General features: G+C 70.9%; 24 protein-coding genes. 9 read left to right on the top strand and 15 right to left on the bottom strand.

Annotated features, from left to right (window positions below; translation table 11 throughout):
• Window positions 1-29: 29 nt before the first annotated feature.
• Both ABD286_RS05185 and ABD286_RS05190 read left to right on the top strand, forming a co-directional pair.
• Window positions 30-1214 carry a PQQ-dependent sugar dehydrogenase gene (locus ABD286_RS05185; RefSeq protein ID WP_344190957.1) on the top strand — a complete coding sequence of 395 codons (1185 nt, stop codon included), beginning with the start codon at window positions 30-32 and terminating at the stop codon, window positions 1212-1214.
• A 17-nt stretch (window positions 1215-1231) separates the two neighbouring features.
• Window positions 1232-1810 carry a GNAT family N-acetyltransferase gene (locus ABD286_RS05190; RefSeq protein ID WP_344190959.1) on the top strand — a complete coding sequence of 193 codons (579 nt, stop codon included), beginning with the start codon at window positions 1232-1234 and terminating at the stop codon, window positions 1808-1810.
• Window positions 1811-1828: 18 nt separating this feature from the next.
• On the opposite strand, the gene gatB is transcribed toward ABD286_RS05190, so the two are convergent.
• From gatB to gatC, 3 genes are all read right to left on the bottom strand, one after another.
• Complete coding sequence (gatB, locus tag ABD286_RS05195) at window positions 1829-3367, bottom strand: Asp-tRNA(Asn)/Glu-tRNA(Gln) amidotransferase subunit GatB (RefSeq protein ID WP_344190961.1); 1539 nt, start codon at window positions 3365-3367, stop codon at window positions 1829-1831.
• A gap of 5 nt (window positions 3368-3372) precedes the next feature.
• Window positions 3373-4854, bottom strand: coding sequence for an Asp-tRNA(Asn)/Glu-tRNA(Gln) amidotransferase subunit GatA (gene gatA, locus ABD286_RS05200; RefSeq protein WP_344193265.1), 1482 nt, complete (start codon window positions 4852-4854; stop codon window positions 3373-3375).
• 136 nt (window positions 4855-4990) lie between these two features.
• Window positions 4991-5287, bottom strand: coding sequence for an Asp-tRNA(Asn)/Glu-tRNA(Gln) amidotransferase subunit GatC (gatC, locus tag ABD286_RS05205; protein WP_344190963.1), 297 nt, complete (start codon window positions 5285-5287; stop codon window positions 4991-4993).
• Between the two features lie 141 nt (window positions 5288-5428).
• Here gatC and mce point away from each other — a divergent pair, with 141 nt between their 5' ends.
• The 3 genes from mce (at window position 5429) to ABD286_RS05220 (ending at window position 8751) form a co-directional block, all read left to right on the top strand.
• Complete coding sequence (gene mce, locus ABD286_RS05210) at window positions 5429-5872, top strand: methylmalonyl-CoA epimerase (protein WP_344190965.1); 444 nt, start codon at window positions 5429-5431, stop codon at window positions 5870-5872.
• Between the two features lie 131 nt (window positions 5873-6003).
• A complete protein-coding gene (gene ccrA, locus ABD286_RS05215) occupies window positions 6004-7341 on the top strand; it encodes a crotonyl-CoA carboxylase/reductase (RefSeq protein WP_344190967.1) in 1338 nt (445 codons plus the stop codon).
• A gap of 48 nt (window positions 7342-7389) precedes the next feature.
• The gene (locus ABD286_RS05220; RefSeq protein ID WP_344190969.1) at window positions 7390-8751 is read left to right on the top strand and encodes an AI-2E family transporter; all 1362 of its coding nucleotides are present in this window, start codon (window positions 7390-7392) and stop codon (window positions 8749-8751) included.
• Between the two features lie 61 nt (window positions 8752-8812).
• Here the strand turns inward: ABD286_RS05220 and ABD286_RS05225 are convergent, their stop codons facing one another.
• From ABD286_RS05225 to ABD286_RS05235, 3 genes are all read right to left on the bottom strand, one after another.
• A complete protein-coding gene (locus tag ABD286_RS05225) occupies window positions 8813-9112 on the bottom strand; it encodes a hypothetical protein (RefSeq protein ID WP_344190971.1) in 300 nt (99 codons plus the stop codon).
• 66 nt (window positions 9113-9178) lie between these two features.
• Window positions 9179-10957 carry a 3-hydroxyacyl-CoA dehydrogenase family protein gene (locus ABD286_RS05230; protein ID WP_344190973.1) on the bottom strand — a complete coding sequence of 593 codons (1779 nt, stop codon included), beginning with the start codon at window positions 10955-10957 and terminating at the stop codon, window positions 9179-9181.
• A gap of 55 nt (window positions 10958-11012) precedes the next feature.
• Window positions 11013-11417 carry a hypothetical protein gene (locus ABD286_RS05235; RefSeq protein WP_344190975.1) on the bottom strand — a complete coding sequence of 135 codons (405 nt, stop codon included), beginning with the start codon at window positions 11415-11417 and terminating at the stop codon, window positions 11013-11015.
• Between the two features lie 122 nt (window positions 11418-11539).
• On the opposite strand from ABD286_RS05235, the gene nucS reads away from it, so the two are divergent.
• On the top strand, window positions 11540-12235 hold the full coding sequence (gene nucS, locus ABD286_RS05240; RefSeq protein ID WP_344190977.1) for an endonuclease NucS: 696 nt from the start codon (window positions 11540-11542) through the stop codon (window positions 12233-12235).
• Window positions 12236-12239: 4 nt separating this feature from the next.
• Here nucS and ABD286_RS05245 read toward each other — a convergent pair whose 3' ends face one another.
• Window positions 12240-12863 carry a histidine phosphatase family protein gene (locus tag ABD286_RS05245; RefSeq protein ID WP_344190979.1) on the bottom strand — a complete coding sequence of 208 codons (624 nt, stop codon included), beginning with the start codon at window positions 12861-12863 and terminating at the stop codon, window positions 12240-12242.
• A gap of 110 nt (window positions 12864-12973) precedes the next feature.
• A complete protein-coding gene (locus ABD286_RS05250) occupies window positions 12974-13474 on the bottom strand; it encodes an FBP domain-containing protein (RefSeq protein WP_344190981.1) in 501 nt (166 codons plus the stop codon).
• A gap of 50 nt (window positions 13475-13524) precedes the next feature.
• On the opposite strand from ABD286_RS05250, the gene ABD286_RS05255 reads away from it, so the two are divergent.
• Window positions 13525-14115: a TetR/AcrR family transcriptional regulator gene (locus ABD286_RS05255; RefSeq protein ID WP_344190983.1), complete on the top strand. Its 591-nt coding sequence runs from the start codon at window positions 13525-13527 to the stop codon at window positions 14113-14115.
• 54 nt (window positions 14116-14169) lie between these two features.
• On the opposite strand, the gene ABD286_RS05260 is transcribed toward ABD286_RS05255, so the two are convergent.
• From ABD286_RS05260 to ABD286_RS05290, 7 genes are read right to left on the bottom strand one after another with little or no spacing between them, the layout of a single operon-like run.
• Window positions 14170-15003, bottom strand: a complete 834-nt coding sequence (locus tag ABD286_RS05260; RefSeq protein ID WP_344190985.1) for a class II fructose-bisphosphate aldolase — start codon at window positions 15001-15003, stop codon at window positions 14170-14172.
• A gap of 3 nt (window positions 15004-15006) precedes the next feature.
• On the bottom strand, window positions 15007-15936 hold the full coding sequence (locus tag ABD286_RS05265) for a 1-phosphofructokinase family hexose kinase (protein WP_344190987.1): 930 nt from the start codon (window positions 15934-15936) through the stop codon (window positions 15007-15009).
• On the bottom strand, window positions 15933-16850 hold the full coding sequence (locus ABD286_RS05270) for an ROK family protein (RefSeq protein WP_344190989.1): 918 nt from the start codon (window positions 16848-16850) through the stop codon (window positions 15933-15935). The genes ABD286_RS05265 and ABD286_RS05270 overlap by 4 nt, the downstream gene beginning before the upstream one ends.
• Window positions 16851-16852: 2 nt before the next feature.
• Window positions 16853-17662: a DeoR/GlpR family DNA-binding transcription regulator gene (locus tag ABD286_RS05275; protein ID WP_344190991.1), complete on the bottom strand. Its 810-nt coding sequence runs from the start codon at window positions 17660-17662 to the stop codon at window positions 16853-16855.
• Window positions 17659-18498, bottom strand: a complete 840-nt coding sequence (locus tag ABD286_RS05280) for a carbohydrate ABC transporter permease (RefSeq protein WP_344190993.1) — start codon at window positions 18496-18498, stop codon at window positions 17659-17661. Before ABD286_RS05280 ends, ABD286_RS05275 begins: the two co-directional genes overlap by 4 nt.
• The gene (locus tag ABD286_RS05285; protein WP_344190995.1) at window positions 18495-19475 is read right to left on the bottom strand and encodes a carbohydrate ABC transporter permease; all 981 of its coding nucleotides are present in this window, start codon (window positions 19473-19475) and stop codon (window positions 18495-18497) included. Before ABD286_RS05285 ends, ABD286_RS05280 begins: the two co-directional genes overlap by 4 nt.
• A 2-nt stretch (window positions 19476-19477) precedes the next feature.
• Complete coding sequence (locus ABD286_RS05290) at window positions 19478-20755, bottom strand: extracellular solute-binding protein (RefSeq protein WP_344190997.1); 1278 nt, start codon at window positions 20753-20755, stop codon at window positions 19478-19480.
• A 261-nt stretch (window positions 20756-21016) separates the two neighbouring features.
• Between ABD286_RS05290 and ABD286_RS05295 the strand changes: the two genes are divergently transcribed.
• Window positions 21017-21919: an SIS domain-containing protein gene (locus ABD286_RS05295; RefSeq protein ID WP_344190999.1), complete on the top strand. Its 903-nt coding sequence runs from the start codon at window positions 21017-21019 to the stop codon at window positions 21917-21919.
• Window positions 21916-23115, top strand: coding sequence for an N-acetylglucosamine-6-phosphate deacetylase (locus ABD286_RS05300; protein ID WP_344191001.1), 1200 nt, complete (start codon window positions 21916-21918; stop codon window positions 23113-23115). The genes ABD286_RS05295 and ABD286_RS05300 overlap by 4 nt, the downstream gene beginning before the upstream one ends.
• Window positions 23116-23188 lie beyond the last annotated feature (73 nt).

Here is a 23188-nt window from a genome sequence, read left to right on the forward strand (position 1 = left end):
ACGCGGCACCACCTCGCGCACAATGGGGTATGGCGCTTCGTCCCGAACCCTCCGCCCGTGTCCGACTCGCCGCCGTCACCGGCGCCCTCGCCCTCGCGCTCGCAGCATGCAGCAGCGGCTCCGACGAGGACGCCCTCACGGCACCCGTGGTGAGCCCGTCCTCGTCGAGTGCGAGCGGCTCCCCCGGCGCCGCGACCACGACGACCACCGCCCCGTCGTCCTCGGCCACGTCATCCCCTGCCGAGGTGACCGAGCAGACGACCGTCGCGAGCGACCTCGACGTGCCCTGGGCGACGGCGTTCCTCCCCGACGGTTCTGCCCTGCTCACCCTGCGCGACGAGGCCCGCCTCCTGCAGGTGCGTGACGGCCAGGATCCCGTCGACCTGGGTCGGGTGGGCGGGGTCGAGCCCGGGGGCGAGGGAGGCCTGCTCGGGGTCGCCGTCTCACCGACCTTTGCCAGCGACCGCAGCGTCTTCCTCTACACGACGGCCGCCGACGACAACCGGGTCGTGCGGGTGACGTTCGAGGACGGCAAGCCGTCCCAGCAGCGCGCCGTGCTCACCGGGATCCCGAAGGCCGGGAACCACAACGGTGGTCGGCTCAAGTTCGGCCCCGACGGCTTCCTCTACGTCACGACGGGTGACGCGGGGCAGACCGACCGCTCGCAGGACCGCGACTCGCTCGGCGGCAAGATCCTGCGCATCACCAAGGACGGCAAGCCCGCGCCGGGGAACCCCTTCAGCGGGTCACCGGTCTGGAGCTACGGCCACCGCAACGTGCAGGGCATCGCGTGGGCGCCGGACGGCACGATGTACGCGAGCGAGTTCGGGCAGAACACCTGGGACGAACTCAACCGCATCGAGCCGGGCAAGAACTACGGCTGGCCGGTCGTCGAGGGCAAGGAGCGCCGGGACGGGTTCGTCGAGCCGCTCGTGCAGTGGGCGACGTCCGACGCGTCCCCGAGCGGGATCGCCTACGCCGACGGCGCGATCTGGATGGCGGCGCTGCGCGGTGAGTCGCTGTGGCGGATCCCGGTGTCGGGCAACGGTGCCGGGACGCCGGAGCGGCTGCTGCAGGGCGAGTACGGTCGCATGCGCGACGCGGTGCTCGCCCCCGACGGACGCCTGTGGGTGCTGTCCAACAACACCTCTCGAGGTGGCGGCGCCGAGGACGACGACAAGCTCCTGGCCATCCCGTTCGACGACCTGACCTGAGCACTGGAGGCACCACCGTGACCGAGACCCCGGCGCCCCCGGTCCTCGAGGGTGGCGACGTGCGGCTGCGGCCCTTCGTCGGCGCCGACGCCGACGCCCGGCGCGAGCACGGGTGGCACCGCGAGATCGAGCACTGCTACGGCTCGGACCGTGACACGGGACCGATGTCCGACGACGAGGTGCGCGCGTGGATGGACGACGTCACGACCCGGGCGGGCGGGACCTTGTGGGCCGTCGAGGTGCAGGGCAGGCTCGTCGGGCACACCATGCTGCACGCCCTGAACCACGCCGACCGCAGGGCGCGTTTCGCCATCGGGATGTTCTCCCCTGCGGTCATGGGTCGGGGCACCGGCACCACCGCCACGCGGCTCGTGCTGCGGCACGCCTTCGACACCCTCGACCTGCACCGCATCGACCTGCGGGTCCTGTCGTTCAACGCGGCAGCCATCGCCTGCTACCGGCGGTGCGGGTTCGTCGAGGAGGGCCGCGAGCGGGAGACCTGCCTCATCGGCGACCAGTGGCACGACGACCTCGTGATGGCCGTGCTCGACCGCGAGTTCCGCGCCGCCGACGCAACCCTTCCGCCCCTCGCCTGACCCCACCCGCGCCGGCGGTCAGCTGGTGAGCTTGGCGAGGATGATCTCGCGGGCCTTGCCGGCGTCGGCCTGGCCGCGCATCTCCTTCATGACCTGGCCGATCAGGGCACCAGCCGCCTGGACCTTGCCGTCGCGGACCTTCTGCGCCACGTCGGCGTTGGCCTCGATGACCTTGTCGACGGCTGCCTCGAGCGCACCGTCGTCCTGGACCAGCTCGAGCCCCCGGGCGTCGGCGACCTCGGTCGGCGTGCCCTCTCCGGCAAGGACGCCCTCCAGCACCTGGCGCGCCATCGAGTCGTTGAGCCGGCCGTCGCGGACCAGCCCGTCGAGCTCGGCGATGTGCGCCGGCGTGACGCCGAAGTCCTCGACCGAGCGGCCCTCGGCGTTGGCGCGACGGGCCAGCTCACCGGTCCACCACTTGCGGGCTGCGGCCGGCGTGGCACCGGCAGCGACCGTCTCCTGGATGAGCTCGACGGCGCCGGCGTTCATGACGTCGCGCATCTCGAGATCGCTGTAGCCCCAGTCGGACTGGAGCCGCTTGCGGCGCTCACCGGGGGGCTCCGGCAGGGTCTGGCGCAGGGCCTCGACCGTCTCGCGCGTCGGGGCGACGGGCACGAGGTCTGGCTCAGGGAAGTAGCGGTAGTCCTCGGCGTCGGACTTCTCGCGACCACTCGTCGTGACTCCGGTGTCCTCGTGCCAGTGGCGCGTCTCCTGGATGATCTTCCCACCCTTGTCGAGGATCGCCGCATGCCGCGTGATCTCGTACCGGACCGCACGCTCGACGCTGCGCAGCGAGTTGACGTTCTTGGTCTCGGTGCGGGTGCCGAGCGGCACCGCCGCCTGCTCGTCGCTCGTCGCGTCGCCGACCTTGGGCCGCAGCGAGACGTTGGCGTCGCAGCGCAGCGAACCCTGCTCCATCTTCACGTCGGAGACGCCGAGGGCGCGCAGCAGCTCACGGAGCGCACCGACGTAGGCCTTGGCCACCTCGGGGGCGCGCTCACCGGCGCCGGTCAGTGGCTTGGTGACGATCTCGATGAGCGGGATGCCAGCGCGGTTGTAGTCCACGAGGGAGTACTCGGCGCCGTGGATGCGACCGGTGGAGCCACCGACGTGCAGCGACTTGCCGGTGTCCTCCTCCATGTGCGCGCGCTCGATCTCCACGCGGTAGGTCGTGCCGTCCTCGAGCTCGACGTCGAGGTGACCGTTGAACGCGATCGGCTCGTCGTACTGAGAGGTCTGGAAGTTCTTCGGCATGTCCGGGTAGAAGTAGTTCTTCCGGGCGAACCGGCACCACTGCGCGATCTCGCAGTTCAGCGCCAGCCCGATGCGGATCGCCGACTCGACCGCGGTGGCGTTGACGACCGGCAGGGCGCCGGGCAGCCCGAGGCAGACCGGGCAGACCTGGCTGTTGGGTGCGGCGCCGAACTCGGTCGCGCAGCCGCAGAACATCTTCGTCGCGGTGTTGAGCTCGACGTGGACCTCGAGGCCCATCACGGGGTCGTAGCGCTTGAGGGCCTCGTCGTAGTCGACGACCTCTTCGGTGACGGCGGTGGCCATCGGGGTCACGCTCCCTTCGCGGAGAGTTCGGGGGCCTGGGTGAGCAGCGGTGCACCCCACCGGTCGAGGAGCATGCGCTCCAGAGCCGCGCCGACGCCGTACAGGCGGTCGTCGTGGGTCGCGGGGGCGAGGATCTGGATGCCCGTGGGCAGCCCGTCCTCGTCGGCGAGGCCGCTGGGCAGCGACATGCCGGGCACACCGGCGAGGTTGGCCGGGATGGTGGCGACGTCCTGGAGGTACATGGACATCGGGTCGTCGAGCTTGTCGCCCAGCTTGAACGCGGTGGTCGGCGCGGTCGGGCTGACCAGGACGTCAACCTTCTCGAACGCAGCGGCGAAGTCGTCGGCGATGAGGCGACGGACCTTCTGCGCCTGGCCGTAGTAGGCGTCGTAGTAGCCGCTCGACAGGGCATAGGTGCCCAGGATGATGCGGCGCTTCACCTCGTCACCGAACCCGGCGTCACGCGTCGCAGCCATGACCTGCTCGGCGCTGGGGTCGTCGACGCCGGCGGGGAGAACCCTTGCGCCGTAACGCATCCCGTCGAACTTGGCCAGGTTGGAGGAAGCCTCGCTGGGGAGGATCAGGTAGTAGGCGGCGAGCGCGTAGTCGAAGCTCGGGCAGGACACCTCGACGACCTCGGCGCCGGCCTCCTGGAGCAGGGCCACGGACTCGTCGAAGCGGTCGCGCACACCGTTCTGGTAGCCCTCGCCACCGAGCTCCTTGATGACGCCGACCCGAAGTCCCTTGACGTCCGCGCGACGGGCGGCTGCGACGACCGACGGCACCGGGGCGTTGATGGAGGTCGAGTCGAGCGGGTCGTGACCGCCGATGACGGAGTGCAGCAGGGCCGCGTCGAGGACGGTGCGGGTGCAGGGACCCGCCTGGTCCAGGCTGGACGCGAGCGCCACGAGACCGTAGCGGGAGACCCCGCCGTACGTCGGCTTCACGCCGACCGTGCCCGTGACCGAGGCCGGCTGGCGGATCGAGCCACCGGTGTCCGTGCCGATGGCCAGCGGGGCCTCGTACGCAGCGACGACGGCAGCCGAGCCGCCTCCCGAACCACCGGGGATGCGGGTGAGGTCCCACGGGTTGTGGGTGGGGCCGTAGGCGGAGTGCTCGGTGGAGGAACCCATGGCGAACTCGTCCATGTTGGTCTTGCCGAGGATCGGCATGCCGGCGGCGCGCAGCTTCGCGACGACGGTCGCGTCGTACGGCGGCACCCAGCCCTCGAGGATCTTGGACCCGCAGGTCGTCGGGAGGCCCTTGGTGGCCAGGACGTCCTTGACGGCGATCGGCACGCCGGCGAGGACGTGCAGCTCCTCACCGGAGGCGCGACGGCTGTCGACCTCGCGGGCCGCGGCGAGGGCTCCCTCGCCGTCGACGTGGAGGTAGGCGTGCACGTCGGCGTCGACCGCGGCGATGCGGTCGAGGTGCGCCTGCACGATCTCGACGGAGCTGAGCTCGCCGGAGCCGAGCGCGTGCGCCATCTCTGCGGCGCTGGAGCGGGTGAGGTCGGAGTTCACGAGTGGTGGTCCTTGGTCTGTCGCGAGTGACCGGGTCCGAGCGGGGGTGCGGTCACTGGGCTGGTGCGGGTGGGGCGGCCCGAAGGCTCGGTCGGGCGGGTCAGTCCTCAGCGAGGATGCGCGGCACCGAGAAGCGCTGCTGGTCCTGCTGCGGCGCGCCGGAGAGGGCGGCCTCGGCGCCGAGGGACGGGCGGACCACGTCGGGTCGGGTCACGTTGGTCAGGGGCAGCGGGTGGGACATCGGCTCGATGTCACCTGCGGAGACCTCCTGCACCTTGGCGACGGAGTCGAGGATGACCCCGAGCTCACCGGCCATGCGGTCGAGCTCGGCGTCCGAGAGGTCGATGCGGGCGAGGCCGGCGAGGTGGGCGACGTCGTCCCGGGACAGTGCAGACATGCAGGTCAGTCTAGGGGCGTCCAGCACAGGCACTCGCAGGAGACCGGCCGCCTGGTCGAGGACCCGGGGCCGGCCCCCTCCGAGGAGGGGTGACGCATCACTCCTGTCGCGCCATACCCGGCTGAGCCTAGGGTGACCCCCATGGATGCAGCGCTGCCCTCGGAGCTCTTCACGGCCATCGACCACGTCGGCATCGCGGTCACGGACCTCGACGCGGCGATCGCGTTCTACCGCGACACCTACGGCATGACCCTCGCGCACGAGGAGGTCAACGAGGAGCAGGGCGTCCGCGAGGCGATGATGGCCGTCGGTGGGAGCGGGTCGCACATCCAGCTCCTCGCGCCGTTGACGCCCGAGTCGACGATCGCCAAGTTCCTCGACCGCTCCGGGCCGGGCGTCCAGCAGGTCGCCTACCGCGTCGAGGACGTCGAGGCGGTCAGCACGATCCTGCGCGAGCGCGGCCTGCGCCTGCTCTACGACGCACCCCGCCGTGGCACGTCCAACAGCCGCGTCAACTTCATCCACCCCAAGGACGCCGGCGGGGTGCTGGTCGAGCTGGTCCAGCCGGCCTACGAGACCCACTGACGACACCTACTCAGGGGTGAGGCAGGTCACCTCGTGACCGGAGTCTCACTGGCCACCGCAGCGCCCTACCCCGCAGTAGTTTCGGCCGCAGCCGAGCCAATGACGCCGACGACGCCGAGGAGCCACATCCCATGCAGGACATCCGCGACGCCATCCTCTCCGGGGACCGCACCGAGCAGACCTTCGCCGCACTCCCCCTTCCCGAGTCCTACCGCGGGGTGACCGTGCACAAGGACGAGGTCGGGCTCTTCGAGGGCCTGGAGAGCCGCGACAAGGATCCGCGCCGGTCGCTGCACGTGGACGACGTGCCGATCCCCGAGCTGGCCCCCGGCGAGGCCCTCGTGGCCGTGATGGCCAGCGCCATCAACTACAACACCGTGTGGACCTCGATCTTCGAGCCGGTATCGACCTTCGGGTTCCTCGAGCGCTACGGGCGCACCTCGGAGTACGCCCAGCGCCACGACCTGCCGTACCACGTGGTCGGTTCCGACCTCGCCGGCGTCGTCCTGCGGACCGGTCCCGGCGTGCAGAAGTGGAAGGCCGGCGAGGAGGTCGTCGCGCACTGCCTGTCGGTCGAGCTCGAGGACGCCGACGGGCACAACGACACGATGCTCGACCCGCAGCAGCGGATCTGGGGCTTCGAGACCAACTTCGGCGGCCTGGCCGAGCTCGCCATCGTCAAGACCAACCAGCTCATGCCCAAGCCCGCGCACCTCACCTGGGAGGAGGCCGCCTCCCCCGGTCTGGTGAACTCCACGGCCTACCGCCAGCTCGTCTCCCGCAACGGTGCCGGCATGAAGCTCGGCGACATCGTGCTCATCTGGGGCGCCTCGGGTGGCCTCGGGTCCTACGCCACCCAGATGGCGCTGGCCGGAGGAGCCACCCCCGTCTGCGTCGTCTCCTCCCCCGACAAGGCCGACATCTGCCGCGCCATGGGTGCCGAGCTGGTCATCGACCGCAGCGCCGAGGGCTACAAGTTCTGGAGCGACCCGACGACCCAGGACCAGAAGGAGTGGAAGCGCTTCGGCGCCCGCATCCGCGAGCTCACCGGCGGCAAGGACCCCGACATCGTCTTCGAGCACCCCGGCCGCGAGACCTTCGGCGCCAGCACGTACGTCGCGCGCAAGGGCGGCACCATCGTCACCTGTGCGTCGACGAGCGGGTACATGCACGAGTACGACAACCGCTACCTCTGGATGAACCTCAAGCGCATCATCGGCAGCCACTTCGCCAACTACCGCGAGGCGTGGGAGGCCAACGACCTCATCAACCGGGGCCTCATCCACCCGACCCTGTCCAAGACGTACGCGCTCGAGGACGTGGGCCAGGCGGCGTACGACGTCCACCAGAACCTGCACCAGGGGAAGGTGGGCGTGCTCACGCTCGCCCCCGAGGCCGGTCTGGGCGTCACGGACGACGAGAAGCGGGCCACCCACCTGGCCGCGATCAACCGGTTCCGCAACGCCTGACCTGCACCGTCGCGGCGGCGGTGGGTGCGGTGCCCTAGGGTTCCAGACATGTCGGTGCTGGAACGATGGCGCGAGTTCCGGCACGCACAGCGTGAGGCTCTGCGTGCCAGCAACCACCCCCATGAGCGGAGTGGTGCGCCGACGTCGGCGGGTGACCTGCTCGCCGACGTGCTGCCCGGTCTGCGCCACCGCGGCGAGCACGACGACCCGGCCAGCGACAGCGCTGACGGCGGCGAGCCGCCGTCCCACCAACCTGCCCCGGCGGAACCGGCAGCTGCCGCGGGACCTGTGACCCACGAGCCCCAGCACACCACCGAGGGCGAGCCCAAGGACGGCAAGCGGGGGCTGCGCTACGGCACGGCAGGACGCCCGCTCAACCGGCAGTCGCCGTTCTACATGGGGTTCGTCGGCGCCCTGGGCGTGCTCGCGGCGCTGCTCCTGTGGCAGACCCTCGGTCGCCTCACCACGACGATCACGCTCGTCGTGGTGGCCTTCTTCCTGACGCTGGCCCTCAACCCCCTGGTCGAGTTCCTGACCCGGCGTGGCGTGCGCCGACCGGGGGCCGTGGCCATCGTCTTCGCCGGCGTCGTCGTGGTGTTCACGCTCATCGGCCTGCTCGTGGTCCCCCCCGTCGTCCAGCAGGGCGGCGACCTCGCGGCCAAGTCCCCCGACTACCTCAACCAGCTGCTCAACAACCCGTTCGTCAAGGACATCGACCAGCACTACCAGGTGGTCGACAAGATCGAGGCGGAGTTCAACAAGCGCCTCACCGACGGCAACTTCATCGGCCAGGTCTTCGGTGGCGTGCTCGGCGTGGGCGCCGCAGTGATCGGCGGGATCTTCCAGGCCTTCACGGTCCTCGTGCTCACCCTCTTCCTGCTTGCCTCGCTGCCCCGGGTCAAGCAGGCGGCCTACGCGATGGTCCCCGCCTCCCGCCGCCCGCGCGTGATCTCCCTGTCCGAGGAGATCATGCGTCGGACCGGCTCCTACGCCATCGGCCAGGTAGCGGTCGCGACGATCAACGCCATCTGCTCCTACTTCATGATGGTGATCGTCGGCATTCCGTACGCCGCCGTGCTCGCCGTCGCCGTGGGCTTCCTCGGCCTCGTCCCCATGGTCGGTGCCACGATCGGTGCGGCCATCGTCGTGCTCGTCGCGGTGTTCACCAACACCCAGGACGCGATCATCGCCGCCGTCTACTACCTCGTCTACCAGCAGGTCGAGAACTACCTCATCGCCCCGAAGATCATGCAGCGCACCGTCTCTGTGCCGGGGGCGGTCACCGTCGTCGCGGCCCTCGCCGGCGGCAGCCTGCTCGGCGTGCTCGGTGCGCTCCTGGCGATCCCCGTCGCCGCGGGTCTCCTGCTGCTGTACGAAGAGGTGCTGCTGCCGCGCCAGCGGCGCCACTGAACTCGGGAAGGGGTCGGTGCGCAGTGCGCACCGACCCCTTCGCCGTTCCGGATTGACGCAGTCACCGTATGGCGCCGCGCGTGTGCCGCCGTTCGCGTGCCTCCCAGCACGCCGTGTGCCAGTGGCGCCGGTCGTCGAGACCGCCCATGCCGTCGGCCGGCCAGGCGACCACGTGCGGGGTGCCCATCGGGATGTTCTGCTGGCAGCCCGGGCACAGGTAGGCGCGGCTGGCCGATGCCCCGGTGACCCTGCGGACGAACCACTCCGACGCGCCGTACGACTCACGCCGCGTGAGCCCACCGACGGCCCGGTCGACGTTCAGCGGGACGTCGTCACGGCGGCGACGGTTGGCTCGGGGCATGGAGGTGATTCTCCCAGAACCGCCGACGACCGCCCGACGGGACTGCCGTCGACGAGCCGGGTGGGCTCAGGCGTAGGTGCGGAAGCCGCGGCCGGACTTGCGCCCGAGGTAGCCGGCCGTGACGAGGTGCTCGAGCAGCGGCGCCGGGGCGAAGCCGCGCTCACGGAACTCGAGGTAGAGCTCGCGCTGGATCGCCAGGGAGACGTCGAGGCCGACCACGTCGAGGAGCTCGAACGGGCCCATCGGCAGGCCGCACCCCGTCTTCATGGCCGTGTCGATCGAGTCCGCCGTCGCGTAGTTCGCCTCGAGCATCTTGACCGCGTCGTTGAGGTACGGGAAGAGCAGGGCGTTGACGATGAAGCCCGAACGGTCGCCGCAGGTGACGGCGTGCTTGCCGAGGTCGGCGCAGACCTGCTGCACCGTCGCCACGACGTCGGGGGCGGTCGAGACGGTGTGGACGACCTCGACGAGCTTCATCACCTGGGCCGGGTTGAAGAAGTGCATCCCGATGACGTCCTCGGGTCGGGCCGTCGCGGCAGCGCACTCGACCACCGGGAGCGAGGAGGTGGTCGTCGCGAGGATCGCCCCCGGCCGGCAGATCTCGTCGAGGTTCTCGAAGAGCGCACGCTTGACCGCGAGGTCCTCGACGACCGCCTCCACGACGAGGTCGACGGTGGCCAGGTCGTCCAGCGACGTCGAGCCGGTCAGGTGACCCAGCGCCTCGTCGCGCGCCTCGTCGGTGAGCTTGCCGCGCTGGACGGCCTTCTCCAGCGACTTCTGCACGGCCGCGGTGACGGCGTCGACCTTGGGCTGGCTGCGGGTGACGTAGGTGACGTCGTACCCGGCCTTGGCGAAGACCTCGATGATGCCGGTCGCCATGGTGCCCGAACCCACGACACCGACCGTGCGCACCGTCCGGGTTGCGACGTGCTCCCCGCCCTCGGTCGCAGGGCTGAGTGCGTCGTCGACGAGCTGGGAGCTGCCAGGCTCGGCATACGTGTAGAAGCCGCGCCCGCTCTTGCGGCCCTTGAGACCGGCGCTGACCATCTGCTTGAGGATGGGGCTCGGGGCGTGCAGGCGGTCGCGGCCCTGCTTGTACATCGTGTCGAGGATCTCGTAGGCCGTGTCGAGTCCGATGAGGTCCATCAGCGCCAGCGGACCCATGGGGTAGCCGCACCCGAGCTTCATCGCGGCGTCGATGTCCTCGCGGGAGGCGTACTTGCTCTCGAACATCGCGACGGCGTGGTTGAGGTAGCCGAAGAGCAGGGCGTTGGCGATGAAGCCGGCCTTGTCGCCGACGACGACGGGCTGCTTGCCGAGCCGCTGGGCCAGGGCCTTGACGTCCTCGAACACCTCGTCCTCGGTGACGACGGTGCGGATCACCTCGACGAACTGCAGGACCGGCGCCGGGTTGAAGAAGTGCATGCCGACGACGCGCTTCGGGTTGCTCGTGGCGACGGCGATCTCGGTGACCGACAGCGACGAGGTGTTCGTGGCGAGGATGGCGTCGGGACCGACGACCGCGTCGAGCTTGGCGAAGATCTCGCGCTTGAGGTGCAGGTGCTCGGGGACGGCCTCGATGACCAGCTGGCAGTCGGCCACCTCGTCGATGCTCGAGGTGAAGTGCACCCGCGAGTGGAGAGCCGCCTGGTCGTCCTCGGACAGCTTGCCCCGGCTGACCGCACGGTCGGTGGAGTGCTGCAGGACACCCCTGCCCTTCTCGACCGCGGCATCGTCCACCTCGATCGCCACGACGTCGATGGCGTTGCGGGCGAACACCTCCACGATGCCGGCACCCATGGTGCCGAGTCCGACGACAGCGACCTTGCTGAACTCACGAGCCATGCGGCGCAGTCTGTCAGAGCCGCTCAGGAGGGTGCAGACCCGCCGGGCGTGACAGTCACCACTCGTGACCGGCGCCGATGAGGGCGGACTCCATGTGGAACCGCTGCTCGGTCGACAGGCCACGGATCGCGGTCGGCACGGGGATGTCGACGGCACGGCAGTAGTCGCGCAGCGTGTGGTCGTAGGCGAGACGGGCCGCCATCAGCCGCTCGGCCTTGTTGGGCAGGTCGGAGTGCTCGACGTAGCGCACGTGGTCCGAGAGTCGGCTGACCTCGAGGGCCAGCAGGATGGGGGGCAGCGGCTCTGGACGCCCGCGTCGCCGGGCCCGGAGGCGGTCGAGCCGGTCGAAGAACGGCTGGATGGTGCGCGGCGGGGCACCGGTCGAGACCCAGCGCAGGATGCCGCACGCCACGGCGACGACGATCGCCAGCGCGGCAACATTGCCCAGCAGGTTCACCATGGGTGCTCACCTCACCTCTGTTCCGAGTGTGCGCCCCGAGTCGGCCTCGCGCAATCAGGTGTTCGTCGCCGGGACCTCATCGGTTCGCCCGACCCGAGCGCGCCACCGTAGAGTGGCGCCTCGTGCGACTGGTGATTGCGACGTGCTCCGTGGACTACGACGGTCGGCTGTCGGCCCACCTCCCCCTGGCGACGCGACTGCTGATGGTCAAGGCCGACGGTTCGGTGCTCGTGCACAGCGACGGCGGCTCCTACAAACCGCTCAACTGGATGTCACCGCCCTGCGCGATGGTCGAGGTCTCCCCCGAGGAGCACGAGGCGGCCGACGGCGTGACCGCGGTGTGGCAGGTGCAGCACGCCAAGTCCGAGGACCGCCTGCGCGTCCTCATCCACGAGGTCCTGCACGACTCGGCCCACCAGCTCGGCGTCGACCCCGGTCTCATCAAGGACGGCGTCGAGGCGCACCTCCAAAAGCTGCTCGCCGAGCACATCCACACCCTCGGCGAGGGCTGGACGCTGGTCCGACGCGAGTACATGACGGCGATCGGTCCCGTCGACATCCTGTGCCGTGACGCCGGTGGCAGCGCGGTCGCGGTGGAGATCAAGCGGCGCGGCGACATCGACGGCGTGGAGCAGCTCACCCGCTACCTCGAGCTGATGAACCGCGATCCCCACCTGGCGCCCGTCACCGGGATCTTCGCCGCCCAGGAGATCAAGCCGCAGGCCCGCACGCTGGCCACCGACCGCGGCATCCGGTGCGTCACGCTCGACTACGACGCACTGCGCGGCATCGACGACACCACGACCCGGCTCTTCTGAAGGGTCAGACCACGCTGCGGTCGATCGACCCGGGCCACGTCACGACATCGAACCCGTCGGCGTCCACCCTCACCTCGGCCGCACCGCAGTTGGGCAGGAACGCCCGCGCCACGAGGTCCTGCCTCACTGGATCGGCGAGCCGGGGCAGGGCGAACGACATCACGCCGCCGTGGGAGAAGACGAGCACCGTCTCCCCCCGGTGCTGGTCGGCGATGGCCTGCAACGCCTCGCGGTAGCGCCGCAGGACGTCGGCGCCTGACTCACCCCCGGGGATGAACCGCCCGGGGTCCCCGTGCATCCAGGCCTTGAACACCGAGGCGAGCTCCGGGTCGTCGTGCGGACGCCCGGCCAGCGCTCCCACGGAGAACTCCTCGAGTCCTTCGACGACCACGGCGTCCACGTCCAGGAGTGTCGCGACCAGCTCCCCGGACTCCACGGCCCGCTGGAGCGGACTTGTGTACACCCGGGCGATCCGCCGGTCCCCCAACGACTGCCCCAGGGCTCTGACCTGCTCGCGTCCCCTGGTGGTCAGCCAGCCGCCCTCGTCGGACAGCACCGAGGGATGGCCGTACTCCGCGTCGCCGTGCCGCGCGACGAGGAGCGTCGCCGGGCAGTGGAGGTCGCTCACGCCCCGAGCGTATGGCGCGTGCGCGGGGTGCGTCGCGCGGCACGTCGCCTGGGGCTCCGGGACTGCCCCCGCGTGGGGCGCTCAGAGGTGGCGCGACGGCGCCGCCGGCGTCACGCGGACCTGGCGACGCCGGCGACGAACGCCTCGAGCCGCCCCAGCATCCGTTCCACCTGGTCCTCGAGGGACAACGACTCCTGGAGGCGTGCACCCGGCCCGGCGCTGCGCAGGCCACGGACGTACAGCGAGCAGGCGAGGTCGCTGCACAGGTAGGTGCCGACCGAGTTGCCCTGCTGCCCCGCGCGGCCGGCCTTGCGTGCCGTCATCAGGGAGACGCCGTCACCGGAGTGGGTGGTCAGGCAGACCGCGCACATGTTGCGCCGGCGCCTCCCGGTCGCGGAGTGCGCCAGGCGCAGCGCGATCCCCGTCGCACCCGCAGCGGTCGTCATGACGATGAAGGCGCGCTGCGGCGACGCGGGGTCCCGCCACCCCAGGAAGTCGAGGTCGTCCCACGGCAGGTCGGCCAGGTCCGACGGCAGCGCCAGCCTCGTGGTCTCGCCCTTGGTGGCGTTGACGAAGGACGCCCTGATCTCTGCTCCGGTCAGCTCGTGCATACTAGGAAGCATAGGCCAAAACCTAGGGTACCTAGTTTTGAGGAGCGGACATGGCACGAGCCGGCGTCACCCCCCACCGGCTGACCACGGCCGCCGCCGACCTCGCCGACGAGGTCGGTTTCGACGCGATCAGCCTCGCGGCCCTGGCCCGCGGGCTGGGCGTCAAGGACGCCAGCCTCTACTCCCACGTCGGGAGCCTGAAGGACCTGCGCACGCGGGTCACCCTGCTCGCCCTCGCCGAGCTGGCCGACCGGCTCTCCGACGCCGTCGCAGGTCTCGCGGGGCGCGACGCGCTGCTGGCGTTCGCGACGACCTACCGCCGGTACGCCCTGGAGCACCCCGGTCGCTACACCGCGATGCAGCAGGAGCTGGACCCTGGCACGGCAGCCGGGAGCGCGGCGCCGCGACACGGTGAGCTGGTGCGAGCGGTGCTGCGCGGCTACGGGTTGGCCGACCCCGACCAGACCGACGCCGCACGCCTCGTGCTGTCGACCGTCTACGGGTTCCTCGGGCTGGAGGCGATGGGCGGCTTCAGCCACCACCCGCGGGACCTCGAGACGTCGTTCGTGCGCTCGATGGACGCCGTCGACCACGCACTGCGGCACTGGGCGGCGACGAGGACGTCCACGCCAGCGCAGTAGCAGGTCAGGTCAGGTCAGCAGGTTGGTGCGGCAGTTGGTCGGTGCCGCAGCGGGTCAGCGCAGGGCGAGCAGGTCGAGCAGGCGGGCCGCCTCGGCCCGCATCGCCGACCTGGCCGGCCCGAGGTACTTGCGGCTGTCGACGAGACCGGCGTCCGCGTCGAGCCGTTCGCGGGCGGCAGCGGTGAAGACGCTCGACAGGTGGGTGGCGATGTTGACCTTCGTCATGCCTGCCCGCACCGCGGCTGCGAGTCCGTCGTCCGCGACACCGGACGACCCGTGCAGGACCAGGGGCACGGGCACGGTGCTGCGGATGGCGGCGACGAGCTCGAGGTCGAGTGACGCGGTGCGTTCGGTCATCGCGTGGGAGGACCCGACCGCGACCGCGAGGGCATCGACCCCTGTGTCGAGCGCAAACCGTTGCGCATCAACGGGATCGGTGCGCACACCGGGTGCGTGCACGCCGTCCTTCCCCCCGATCTCCCCGAGCTCGGCCTCGACGTCCACGCCGTGCGCGTGGCACAGCTCGACGACGTCTCGCGTGGTCGAGCGGTTCGTCGTGTCGTCGAGCTTCGACCCGTCGAACATCACTGACGTGAAGCCGAGGTCGAGGGACTCCCGCACCAGGTCGACCGAGACGGCGTGGTCGAGGTGCAGGACCACCGGCACGGCGGCGCGCTCGGCCAGGGCGCGGGTGGCGAGCGCCAACGGGGCGAGGGAACCGTGCCAGGCCACGGTGTTCTCGCTGATCTGGAGCACCACCGGCAGGCCCACGTCCTCCGCGGCACCGACCAGCGCCTCCGCGTGCTCGAGGTGGATGACGTTGAAGGCCCCCAGGCCACGACCCTGCTCCCGCGCGGGAGCGAGCACCTCGGTCAACGGCACGAGCATCGGTCAGTCCTCCAGGGTCTCGACGCGCACGGCGGCGCGCAGGCGTTCGACGTCGTCGGGGTCGACGTCGCCGGCAGTCGGCCGCAGGACGGCGGCGGCCGACCAGGCCACGGCGTCGGCCAGGCCGTCGGCCCAGTCGTCACCGCGCGCGATCGACGCGGCGAGGGCCGCCACTGCCGAGTCACCGGCGCCCGTGGCGTTACCCCTCAGCCGCTCCCCCAACCAGGCCCGCACCGTCGTCCCGGTGGGCGACACGGCCATGATGCCGTCCGCGCCCAGTGAGACCACCACGTGGCGAGCGCCCTTGTCCTGCAACACCTTCGCGCCGAGCACAGGGTCGTCGACATGGGTCACGTCGAGGAGCTCCTCACGGTTCGGCTTCACGACGTCGGGCCCAGCGGCGAGGGCGCCGAGCAGTGCGTCACGGGAGCCGTCGACCACCACCGGCACCCCCGCGTCCCGGCCGAGGAGCGTCAGGTCGGCGAACGCGTGGTCGGGTGCGCCCGGGGGAAGGCTGCCGGACGCCACGAGCACCGAGACAGGGCGCTCGGCGAGCAGCCCGGCGACGTGATCGAGCAGGGCCATCCACGACCCGTCCGGCCACGGCCAGCCCGGCTCGTTGAACGCCGTCGCCTCACCGTCGTCGCGCCCCACCACCGTGGTCGTGCGCCGCGTCGGTGCACTGGACCGGGCGAAGCGGTGGGGTATGCCGCGCCGGTCCAGGTCGGCGCGCACCTGGTCCCCCGTCGGCCCCCCGACCACTCCGGTGACGAGGACGTCGCGGCCGAGCCGGTGCAGCACGCTGGCGACGTTGATGCCCTTTCCCCCCGCGACCTCGTGGACGGCCAGCACGCGGTGGCTCCCGTGCGGGGTCAGGTGCTCGACGTCGTACGTCACGTCGAGCGCCGGGTTCGGCGTGACCGTGAGGATCACGACAGGTCCCACGCGAGCGCGGCCGCACCGAGGCAGCCGGCCCGCTCCCCGAGCCTGGCCCGCTCGATGGTCGGAACCCGTTGGAACGTCAGCTGCGCCTCGACCGCCCGACGCAGCGGGCCGAGCAGGGTCTCGCCGCTCTGGGCCAGCCCGCCGCCGACGAGGACCCGGTCCACTCCCGTGAGCGTCACGGTGACCACGATCGCACGCGCGAGCGCCTGCACGGCGACACCCCACACCTGCGTCGCCACGGCGTCGCCGGCATCGACGAGGGCGGCGACCCGGTCGGCACCGGTCCGGGTGCCGCCCGCGGAAGCGGACCGCGCTGCATACGCGCGCTCGACCGCTGCGGCGGAGGCGACGGCCTCGAGGCACCCGTGGGCTCCGCAGCCGCACCGCGGCCCGTCGGGCTCGACCACCACGTGGCCGAGCTCTCCGGCCCAGCCGTCGGCGACCACGACACGGCCGTCGAGCATGAGGGCACCGGCGATCCCGGTCCCCACGGGCATGAAGAGGACGTTGGAGGCGCCGCGCGCCGCACCCCAGCGGGCCTCGGCCACCAGCCCGGCGCGCACGTCGTGACCGAGGGCCACGGGCGCGTCGAGGAGTGCCGCCAGGGGGGCGGTCACGGGCAGGTCGCGCCACCCGAGGTTGGCCGACCACCGGGCCACACCGGCCTCGCCGTCGACCAGCCCGGGGACCACCACACCGCAGGCCACGAGCGCGACCGGCTGCCGGGTCCCTGCCTCGAGGTCGCGCACGAGCCCGGCGACCTGGTCGACCAGCACGCCCTGGACGTCGGCACCGGGGACCGTCGGCACGGTTCTGGACTCGACCTCGCGTCCGTCCCGGTCGACCAGCGCAGCCTTCACCCGAGTGCCGCCGACGTCGACGGCAGCCACCACCTCGACCACGCTCAGACCACTTCCACCGAGATGCCCGCCGAGCGCAGCTCGGCCACCGCCGCCGCGGGCGCGCTGGCGTCGGTGACGACCAGGCCGATCCGCGACGAGGGGCAGATCCGCGCGAAGGCCCGCGTGCCGAGCTTGGCGCCGGTCGCGACCACGACGACCCGCTCGGAACGCTCGACCATGAGCGAGTTGATGCCGGCCTCACCCTCGTGGTGGCACATCGCCCCCGCGGTCGCCGAGACGGCGTCCACCCCGAGGAAGACCGTGTCGAGCCACAGCTCGCCGAGCACCATGGCCGCGAGCGGACCGGAGAGCTCGTACGACTCGGGGCGGGCGACTCCCCCGAGCGACACGCAACGCACGAACGGGCGCAGCACCATCTCCGTGGCGATGTTGAGGGCGTTGGTCACCACCGTCACCGCCGGCCGTCGCGACGACATCGCGAGGTCGGACCGGGCCGCGAGGCGCCGGGCCACCGCGCTCGTCGTGGTGCCCCCGTTGAAGCCCACGACCGAGCCCTCGACGGCGAGGTCGGCGGCATACGCGGCGATGCGGTCCTTGGCGTCGTCGCTCCCGGCCTGCTTGTAGCGGGCCGGGAGGTCGTAGGCCACCGCGGTCGCGACGATGCCCCCGTGGGTACGGGTGACGAGCTGCTGGGCGGCGAGGTCGGCGAAGTCGCGGCGGACGGTCGCCTCCGACACCCCCAGCGACTCCACGACCTCGGTCACGCTGAGCCGTCCGTGCTCGGCGAGCAGGCCGAGCAGCGCGCTCCAGCGAGCCCCCCGGTCGGTGGGTCTCGCGGGGGGTGCGGTCACTTGACCGAGCCCGCCGTGAGGCCACCGACCAGGTGCTTCTCGATGATCGCGAACAAGATGACCACCGGCACGATCGCGATGATCGAGGCACCGAACAGCTGGTCCCAGTTCTGCTCGTAGCCGGTGACGTAGGAGTTGATGCCGACGGTGAGCGGCTTCTTCTCGTCGCTGAGCATCAGGGTCAGCGCGACGACGTACTCGTTCCACGCGGCGATGAAGGTGAAGATCGTCGCGGTGACGAGGCCCGGCAGCGTCAGGGGCAGCATGACGCGCCGCAGCCGCATGAACGGCCCGCACCCGTCGAGCTCGGCTGCCTCCTCGACCTCCTTGGGGATGGAGGCGAAGAACCCGTGCAGGATCCAGATCGCGAAGGCGAGGTTGAAGGCCGCGTTCGTGAGGATGAGCGCCTGGTAGGTGTCGACGAGGGTGAGCGCGTAGAACTCCCGGTAGATGCCGACGACGAGCGAGGTCGGCGAGAACATCTGCGTGATGAGGACCAGGAACAAGAACGCGATCCGTCCCGGGAAGCGGAACCGCGCGGTGAAGTATGCCGCCGGGACGGCGACCAGGACCACGATCACCGTCGAGGACACAGCCACGATCAACGACGTCTGGAGCCAGGCGCGGAAGCGCTCGTCCCCGACCACCTCGGCGAAGGTCGTCCACTTCCACTCCCGCGGCAGGATGGACGCGGGCGTCTGCACCACGTCACCGCTGGGGCGGAAGGCGTCGAGCAGCATGACGAGGTAGGGCCACAGGAAGGCGAAGGCCACGCCGAGCCCGATGACCGGCATCGCCGCCGGGCGGATGCGCCGCCAGCTCAGGGTGCCGTTCACGACTCCTCCTCCTCACGCCAGCGCGAGACGCGCAGGTAGATGACGACGGCCACGAGGATCAGCAGCACGTTGAACAGACCGGCGGCGGCCGACTGGCCCACGTCCTTCTCGGCGCTCTTGAACGCCAGCTTGTACATGAAGGTGATGGTCGTGTCGTGGCTGAAGCCGGGGTTGGACTCGTTGAGGGTGTAGATGATCGGGAAGCTGTTGAAGACGTAGATCATGTTGAGCACGGTCGCCACGAGGATCGCAGGACGCAGCAACGGCAACGTGATCCGGCGCCAGACCTGCCAGGGCGAGGCACCGTCGATGCGTGCGGCCTCGTAGACGTCGGTCGGGATGGCGTGCAGGCCGGCGACGAAGACGTACGCGGTGAACGGGATCGACACGAAGACGCCGACCGCGATCATCGACGGCATGATCCAGCGGTCGTCACCGAGGAAGTCGATCGGGGTGTCGATGAGGCCGACCTTGAGCAGGACCGCGTTGAGCGTGCCGTAGTAGTAGCTGTAGATGAGGCTGAACAACCGTGCCGTGATGACCAGGGACGCGGCCCACGGGACGATGACCGCCCACCGCACGATGCGCCGGCCCCAGAAGTCCTTGGTGAGGAACTGGGCGAGCCCGAGGCTGACCAGGATGGTCAGGGCGACCACGACGACGACCCAGACGAGGGTGTTGGTGAGCACCGTGCCGAGCGACTCGTTGCCGAGGACGTTGGTGAAGTTGTCCAGACCCGCGCTGCCCTTGCGCAGACCGGTGATCGAGTAGCGCGACAGGGAGGCCTTGACGAGCTCCACCGCCGGGTAGACGACGACACCGAAGATCAGCAGCAGGGCGGGACCGAGCCACAGCAGCGCCGTGCCGAGGGAGGCGCGACCTCGACGGGGGCCGCGCCGCCGGCGCCCCGGGCCGCCCCCCGTGGGCGCAGCCGGGTCACCGGCCGCGCCCACGGGAGCCGAAGCAGTCTGCGTCACGCTCAGCCGCCGGCTTCGGCAGACTTCTGCAGCTTGTCGAGCACGGCCTTCGGGTCACCGGTCATCGCGGTGCCGAGGTTCTGCTGCACCGACAGCTTGACCTTGTCCCACGTGGGGTCGTCGGTCGGCGTGAGGTGCGCGTTCGGCAGGGTCTCGAGGTACGTCGCCAGCTTGGCGTCGGACTTGAACTCCTCGATGCCGGACTTGGTGACGGGCAGGAAGCCCTCCGCCTTGATGAAGGAGTTGACCTGGTCCTTCTGGTAGTACAGGTCGTAGAACGCCTTGACGGCCTCCTTGTTGCCGTCCTTCTTGAACGCCATGAGGTAGTCGGTGACGCCGAACGTCTGCGGCTCGCCACCCTCGGCCTTGGTCGGCATCGGCGCGACGCCGTAGTCGACCTTCTTGGCCTCGTCGAGCGTCGCGGCCAGCGGGGAGAACCCGACGACCATGCCGACCTTGCCGGACGCGAACAGGTCGAAGGCGTCCTGGCGGTTGGTCTTGCCCGGGTTGTTCTGGGTGAGCTTGTCCGTGGCCAGCGACTTGAGGAAGGTCAGCGTCTCGACGTTCTCAGCCGAGTTGATCGTCCACTTGCCGTCCTTCTTCCAGTCCCCGCCGTTGTTGAACATCCAGATCGAGAACTCGCCCTGCGACTCCTCCGGACCCAGCGGGAGGCCATAGCCGATCGCGCCGTCGCCGAGGGCGGCGACCTTCTTGGCGTCGGCCTGGAACTCGGTCCAGGTCTTGGGGGCCTCGGTGATGCCCGCCTGCTGGAAGAGCTTCTTGTTGTAGAACATCGCCCGCGCCGAGCTCAGGTCGGGCATCCCGTACATCTTGCCGTCGTACGTCCCGGACTTGACGAAGGCCTCGAGCAGGTCGGACTTCACCGAGTCGGACAGCACGTCGTCGGCGCTGTAGAGCAGGTCGTCCTTGGCGTAGCTGGCATAGGCGTTGAGGTTGAGGATGTCCGGCGGGTTGTTGTTCTGGATCATCGTCGAGCTCTGCTGGTCGATGTCGTCCCAGCTGACGATCTGCACCTCGAGGGTGTTGCCCGTCTTGGCCTTGTAGTCGGTGGCGAACTTGTCCCAGAACGCCTTGGTGTTGTCCTTGGAGTACTCAGCGGCGACGAGCTTGATCGTCGTCGCCTTCTTCCCCGAGTCGTCCCCGCCGCCGGCCGTGCCGGCCCCGGTGCCGCCGGAGCAGGCTGCCAGGGCGAACGCTGCACCCAGGGCGAGCCCGCCCCAGCGCAGCGCCGCTGTGTGTCCTGAAGTCGTGGTGCGCACGTCGCTCCTCAGTCGTTCGTCAGTGTCGCGAAACGGATGATCGTTTCCTAGCGTTTGAAGCGCGCTTCGCTCATCTTCGAGGAAGCATGAGGGAAACCTTGGCCCCCGGAGGGGGACTCGTCAAGCACTTCACCGCACCCATTTCTGCGCGACCGCGGCACGATGCCTGAGCGAACCGGGACATACCGCCGCCATCTTGACTGATCGAATCTGACTGGTAGAGACTTTCAGCACTCTCAATCACTCACAGATGGGACCTCGATGACTTCCTACCCGAGCCACCTCGCCCGCGAGATCGCCACTCAGCCCGCCGACTGGGCCGCGGTGCGCCGCCGGGTCGACGAGGCCCTGGCCGTCCTGCCCGCCCACGGAGCGCGCGTCGCGGTGGTCGGCTGCGGCACCTCGTACTTCATGGCCCAGGCCTACGCGACCCTGCGCGAGCAGGCCGGCGCCGGCCACACCGAGGCGCACGCCGCCAGCGAGTACCCCGACAGCCGTCGCTTCGACCACGTCGTGGCCATCTCCCGCTCCGGCACCACCACGGAGGTCATCGAGCTGCTCGAGCGCCTCCGCGCCGAGGGTCAGACCACCACCGCGATCGTCGCGACCGAGGGGACCGCCATCCCCGACCTCGCCACGCACGCCTTCCTCCTGCCCGAGGTCGACGAGCAGTCCGTCGTGCAGACCCGCTTCGCGACGACCGTGCTGGCCCTGCTGCGTGCCACCCTCGGCGAGGACCTCGACCAGGCCATCGCTGACGCCGAGGCAGTCCTGGCCGAGGACGAGGACGCCGCGCTCGCCGGTGTCGCCGACGCCCGTCAGCTGACCTTCCTCGGACGCGGCTGGACCGTTGGCCTCGCCCAGGAGGCTGCCCTGAAGCTGCGCGAGTCCGCACAGTTCTGGACCGAGGCCTACCCCGCCATGGAGTACCGCCACGGCCCCATCAGCGTCACCACCGAGGGCGGAGCCACCTGGGCGTTCGGCGAGGTGCCCCCGGGGCTCGACGAGGACGTGCGCGCCACCGGGGCCCACTTCGAGCACCGCGACATCGACCCGCTCGCCGACCTGTTGCGGGTGCACCGCCTCTGCCTGCTCAAGGCTGGACGCGCCGGGGTGGACCCTGATCGACCGCGACACCTCTCGCGGTCCATCATCCTGTCGTGACCTCCGAACCCGCCGCCCCCGAGCCGCTGCTGCTGACCGGACGCGTCGTCCTGCCCGGCGGCGTCGTCGAGGACGGTGTGGTCGTGGTCGAGGGCGACCGGGTCGCGTACGCCGGTGCGCGCGCCGAGGTCCCTGGCTGGTGGACCGACCTGCCCTCCCCCGACGACCTCCCGGACGGCCTCACCCTCCTCCCGGGGCTCGTCGACGTGCACTGCCACGGTGGTGACGGCGGAGAGTTCGGCCCGGACGGCGAGAGCGCCCGGACCGCGGCCCGGCACCACCACCGCTGCGGCACGACGTCGATCGTCGGGTCGCTCGTGTCCGCAGCGCCCGACGTGCTCCTCGCCGGCGCGGCGGCCCTCGCCCCACTGGTCGAGGCGGGCGAGCTCGCAGGGATCCACCTCGAGGGTCCGTTCCTGTCCACCGTCCGCTGCGGTGCGCAGGATCCCGGCACCCTCCTGGACGCCGACCTCGACCTCGTCGACGCCCTGGTCGCGGCAGGTGGCGGCGGCCTGCTCCACATGACGTTCGCACCCGAGCGCGACCCCTCGGGCAGCCTGCCCGCTGCCCTGTCCGGCCACGGCGTGGTCGGCTCCCTGGGCCACACCGACGCCGACCACGCCACCTGCGCGCGGGCGCTGCGGGCGGTCCTCGGGGGCGGGGTCCGCGGCGGGCTTCCCCTGGTCACCCACCTCTTCAACGGTATGCCGCCGCTGCACCACCGCGCGCCCGGTCCGGTCGCCGCCGCGCTGGGTGCCGCCGCCCGCGGCGAGGCCGTCGTCGAGCTCATCGCCGACGGCGTGCACCTCGACGGCGCCACCGTGCAGCTCGTCTTCGACACGGTCGGCCCCACGGGCATCGCGCTGGTCAGTGATGCGATGTCGGCCAGCGGACTGGCCGAGGGGGACTACACCCTGGGCGGGCGCACCGTGCAGGTGCGCGGCCGCGAGGCCCGTCTCGCGGACGGAGGGTCGCTCGCCGGCGGCGTCTCGACGCTGCTCGACCAGGTGCGGTGGTGCGTCACCGAGCTCGGCATCGACCTTGCCGACGCGGTCACGGCGGCGGCCCACACCCCTGCCCGGGCGCTGTCGCTCGAGGGCGTCGGCAGCCTCGTCCCCGGGTCACGCGCCGACGTGCTGGTCGTCGATCGCGACCTGCGACTCGTGCGGGTCCTGCGCCACGGCGCCTGGCTCTGACCGGGGTGCAGGCTGGGGGTCGGCAACATCATGCCGGCCATGCTGCCAACCGCCGGAGCGGTGGTCGTCTCCT

Origin of the sequence: Pedococcus aerophilus, assembly GCF_039532215.1 — a bacterium.
GTDB lineage: Bacteria > Actinomycetota > Actinomycetes > Actinomycetales > Dermatophilaceae > Pedococcus > Pedococcus aerophilus.

Coding starts and splice junctions, on each gene's coding strand:
- ABD286_RS05185 (WP_344190957.1), top strand. CDS start 30: ATGGCGCTTCGTCCCGAACCCTCCGCCCGTGTCCGACTCGCCGCCGTC.
- gatB (WP_344190961.1), bottom strand. CDS start 3,367: ATGGCCACCGCCGTCACCGAAGAGGTCGTCGACTACGACGAGGCCCTC.
- gatA (WP_344193265.1), bottom strand. CDS start 4,854: ATGGCGCACGCGCTCGGCTCCGGCGAGCTCAGCTCCGTCGAGATCGTG.
- gatC (WP_344190963.1), bottom strand. CDS start 5,287: ATGTCTGCACTGTCCCGGGACGACGTCGCCCACCTCGCCGGCCTCGCC.
- mce (WP_344190965.1), top strand. CDS start 5,429: ATGGATGCAGCGCTGCCCTCGGAGCTCTTCACGGCCATCGACCACGTC.
- ccrA (WP_344190967.1), top strand. CDS start 6,004: ATGCAGGACATCCGCGACGCCATCCTCTCCGGGGACCGCACCGAGCAG.
- ABD286_RS05220 (WP_344190969.1), top strand. CDS start 7,390: ATGTCGGTGCTGGAACGATGGCGCGAGTTCCGGCACGCACAGCGTGAG.
- ABD286_RS05225 (WP_344190971.1), bottom strand. CDS start 9,112: ATGCCCCGAGCCAACCGTCGCCGCCGTGACGACGTCCCGCTGAACGTC.
- ABD286_RS05230 (WP_344190973.1), bottom strand. CDS start 10,957: ATGGCTCGTGAGTTCAGCAAGGTCGCTGTCGTCGGACTCGGCACCATG.
- ABD286_RS05235 (WP_344190975.1), bottom strand. CDS start 11,417: ATGGTGAACCTGCTGGGCAATGTTGCCGCGCTGGCGATCGTCGTCGCC.
- ABD286_RS05250 (WP_344190981.1), bottom strand. CDS start 13,474: ATGCACGAGCTGACCGGAGCAGAGATCAGGGCGTCCTTCGTCAACGCC.
- ABD286_RS05255 (WP_344190983.1), top strand. CDS start 13,525: ATGGCACGAGCCGGCGTCACCCCCCACCGGCTGACCACGGCCGCCGCC.
- ABD286_RS05260 (WP_344190985.1), bottom strand. CDS start 15,003: ATGCTCGTGCCGTTGACCGAGGTGCTCGCTCCCGCGCGGGAGCAGGGT.
- ABD286_RS05295 (WP_344190999.1), top strand. CDS start 21,017: ATGACTTCCTACCCGAGCCACCTCGCCCGCGAGATCGCCACTCAGCCC.